Source organism: Micrococcus sp., from assembly GCF_030523875.1.
Classification (GTDB): Bacteria; Actinomycetota; Actinomycetes; order Actinomycetales; family Micrococcaceae; genus Micrococcus.
In genome coordinates this window covers 1-3,448 of record NZ_JAUNHR010000133.1, presented here as the reverse complement: position 1 = coordinate 3,448, position 3,448 = coordinate 1, and the positions used below count along the sequence as shown (strand labels likewise).

Genomic DNA, 3,448 nt, shown 5'->3' with positions numbered 1-3,448 from the left:
CACGGCGTGTCGTGACCACGACGCGGGGCCGGGAGGACGGGTGAGGCGGCGGGAGGAGGGGTGAGGTGGCAGGGAACGTCTCCCTCGGGGCTCAGCCGCCGCGGATGATCCGACGCAGCGCGTCCACCTGGGCGGAGAGCTGGCGCTCGTGGCCGATCGGCTTGGGCCGGTAGTAGTCCCGGCCCACGAGCGGGTCCGGGGCGTACTGCTGGCGGGCGACGGCGTGGGGCTCGTCGTGGCTGTAGACGTACCCCTCGCCGTGGCCCAGGGCCTTCGCCCCCGGGTAGTGGGAGTCCCGCAGGTGGGGCGGGACGAGCCCGCCGAGGCCGGCCCGCACGTCTGCGATGGCCTCATTCACCGCGGCGTAGCTGGCGTTGGACTTGGGCGCGGTGGCCAGGTGGGTGACCGCCTGCGCGAGGATGATCCGCCCCTCCGGCATGCCGATCAGCTGCACCGCCTGCGCGGCGGCCACCGCGGTCTGCAGGGCCGTGGGGTCGGCCATGCCCACGTCCTCGGAGGCGGAGATGATCAGGCGCCGGGCGATGAACCGCGGGTCCTCCCCCGCCTCGAGCATGCGCGCCAGATAGTGGAGCGAGGCGTCCACGTCCGAGCCGCGGATGGACTTGATGAACGCGCTGATGACGTCGTAGTGCTGGTCGCCGCCCTTGTCATAGCGCTGCACCTGGTGGTCCATCGCCTGGGCGGCGTCCTCCTCGGTGACCTCGACCGGGCCCTTCGAGATGCCCCCGTCCGCCTCCTCCGCGGCGGCCGCCGCGCGGTCCAGGCCGACTCCGGCGGCCGCCTCGAGCACGGTGAGGGCCCGCCGCGCGTCGCCGCCGGCCATCCGGACCACGTAGTCGCGCGCGCCGGGCGTGAGGGTGACGGTCCCGTTCAGGCCCCGCTCGTCCGACACGGCACGGTCCACGAGCGCGGCGAGGTCGGCGTCGTCGAGGGGGCGCAGGGTCAGGAGGAGGGACCGGGAGAGCAGCGGCGCGATCACGGAGAACGACGGGTTCTCCGTGGTGGCGGCCACGAGAACCACCCAGCGGTTCTCCACGCCCGGCAGCAGCGCGTCCTGCTGCGCCTTGGAGAAGCGGTGGATCTCGTCGAGGAACAGGACCGTGGTGCGGTCGTAGAGGTCGCGCTCCCGCTGGGCCTGCTCCATCACCTGGCGCACGTCCTTGACGCCGGCCGTGATGGCGGAGAGCTCGCGGAACGCGCGGCCCTCGGCGCGGGCGATCACGTGGGCGATGGTCGTCTTGCCGATCCCGGGCGGTCCGTAGAGGATTACCGAGCTCGGCCCGGCGGCCTGCCCGGCCGAGGAGGGCTCGGTGAGCTTGCGCAGCGGGGAGCCCGGCTCCTTCAGGTGCGCCTGGCCCAGCACCTCGTCCAGCGTGCGCGGCCGCATCCGCACCGCGAGCGGGGCCGAGGCGTGCGGGCGTGCGACCGTGCCGGCGGGGGCGTCGTCGCCGGCGGCGTGCGCGGTGCTGAAGAGGTCGTCCATGGCCCGACCAGCCTAGCGAGCAGCGCCCGGTGGCGGCACGGCGGCGGGACACCCGGGGTCCACCCCGCCCTGGCCTGCCGGCCACCGGCGGTTCACCGGACTCGGGTGGAGTGGAGGACACCGCCATCACCCACCTGCAGGAGGACCCCACGTCCCGCTCCACCCTCTCCCGGCTCGCCCGCCTCGGCGCCGCGACCTCCGCCGCCGTCCTGGCGCCCCTGGCGGTCTCCGCCCCCGCGGAGCGCGCCGCCGCGAACCCGTCCGGCAAGACCGTCGGGCTCACCGCCGCCGGCACCCACGAGACCGGCGTCTTCGACGCGTCCGCCGCCGAGATCCCGGCGTTCGACCCCGCGACCGGCCGCCTGTTCGTGGTCAACGCCCAGAAGGGCGCGATCGACGTGCTGCGCGTATGCGCGGACGCCGCTCCGACCGGCGAGACCGTGCTCTCCGCCGAGGGCCTGACCACCGCCGACGGCTCCGTCACGGACGAGGGCGCCACCGTGAACTCCGTGGCCGTCTCCCCCAACGGCGCCTACGCCGTCGTGGCCAACGAGGGCGAGCCGGCCGACGACTTCTCCGCGGACCCGGAGGGCACCGTCTCGGTCATCTCCGTGCCGCAGAACGTCCACCAGTTCTCCCGCCTGTCCCAGGACGACGTCCGCACCGTGGACTTCCGCGCCTACGACGCGGGCACCCCGCTGCCGGAGGGCGTGCGCGTCTTCGGCCCGGACGTGCAGGTCCCGGAGGGCCAGGAGCCCGCCGGCCGCATCGCGCGCAACCTCGAGCCCGAGTACGTGACCATCGGCGACACCGGCCGCACCGCCTACGTCTCCGTGCAGGAGGCGAACGCCGTCGTCGCGATCGACCTGACATCGGCCACCATCCAGGACTTCTGGGCCCTGCAGCTCACCGACTGGTCGAAGGACGGCCGCCTCGACGCGTCCAACGACGACGGCGCGATCAACCGGCAGAACTGGCCCGTGACGGGCGTGCCGATGCCCGACGGCGTCGACTCCTACCGCTGGCGCGGGCAGGACCTGGTGGTCACGGCGAACGAGGGCGACCCCCGCGAGTGGGGCGACGTCGTGGACGCCGAGCGCGTGAAGGACCTCGAGCTCTGTGCCGCCGAGTACCCGGAGGCAGCGGCGCTGCAGATGAAGGCCGCCCTCGGCCGCCTCAACGTGGTCACGGACCTCGGCTACGACGCCGAGCGCGAGTGCTACTCCCGGCTGCACGCCTTCGGCGGCCGCTCCTTCTCCATCTACACCGCGGACGGCGAGCTGCTGTTCGACTCCGCGGGCATGATCGAGGATCAGATCGCGCGGCTCATCGCAGCCGGTGAGCTCCCGGAGTCGGCCCTCAACGCGAACAACGACGAGACCCCGTCGTTCGTCCCGGCCCACGTCTCCCCCTCGGGCGAGGCGCTGCTGATCGTGGCCAACGAGGTCTCCGGATCCACGACCGTCTACGAGGTGCAGCCGACCCGGGCCCGCTGACCCGCCTCGCCCCTCGCGCGCCGCACCCTCACCCTGTGCACGCGGGTCGACGTATCGGAGGTCACCGGGCCGGACACCTCCGAGAAGTCGACCCGCGTTGACGGGGGCGGCGACGTCCCCGGGGCGGGAGACCGACTCAGCGGGGCCCGTCCGTGGACCGGCGCAGATGACGCACCGCCAGCAGGACCATCCCCAGCCCGGCCACGGCCAGGGCCAGCCACGCCCCCAGCACCCAGCCGACCCCGAGGGCCGAGCCGGCGAGCCCGCCCAGCAGCGTGGCCGGCGGCACGGACCCGCGGCTGAGGGTGCGGCGCATGGCCGTGACCCGGCCGAGCGCCCCGGGCGGGCACGCGCGGGCGAACACCGCCCCCTGGGTGACGTTGCCGAGCACGACGAAGAACCCCCACGCGACGTTGCCGGCGAGCACCCAGGCCGGGGCGTGCGCCCG

At 74.4% G+C, this 3,448-nt stretch carries 2 protein-coding genes and 1 pseudogene; 1 reads left to right on the top strand and 2 read right to left on the bottom strand.

Translation table 11 applies throughout. The features are described from left to right. Window positions 1-91: 91 nt before the first annotated feature. Window positions 92-1,504, bottom strand: a complete 1,413-nt coding sequence (locus Q4D18_RS11350; protein WP_303128491.1) for a replication-associated recombination protein A — start codon at window positions 1,502-1,504, stop codon at window positions 92-94. Between the two features lie 110 nt (window positions 1,505-1,614). Between Q4D18_RS11350 and Q4D18_RS11345 the strand changes: the two genes are divergently transcribed. Further along, the gene (locus tag Q4D18_RS11345) at window positions 1,615-3,000 is read left to right on the top strand and encodes an alkaline phosphatase (RefSeq protein WP_303128490.1); all 1,386 of its coding nucleotides are present in this window, start codon (window positions 1,615-1,617) and stop codon (window positions 2,998-3,000) included. Between the two features lie 136 nt (window positions 3,001-3,136). On the opposite strand, the pseudogene Q4D18_RS11340 reads toward Q4D18_RS11345, so the two are convergent. Continuing rightward, window positions 3,137-3,448: pseudogene (locus tag Q4D18_RS11340) on the bottom strand (MFS transporter); the annotation flags it as partial.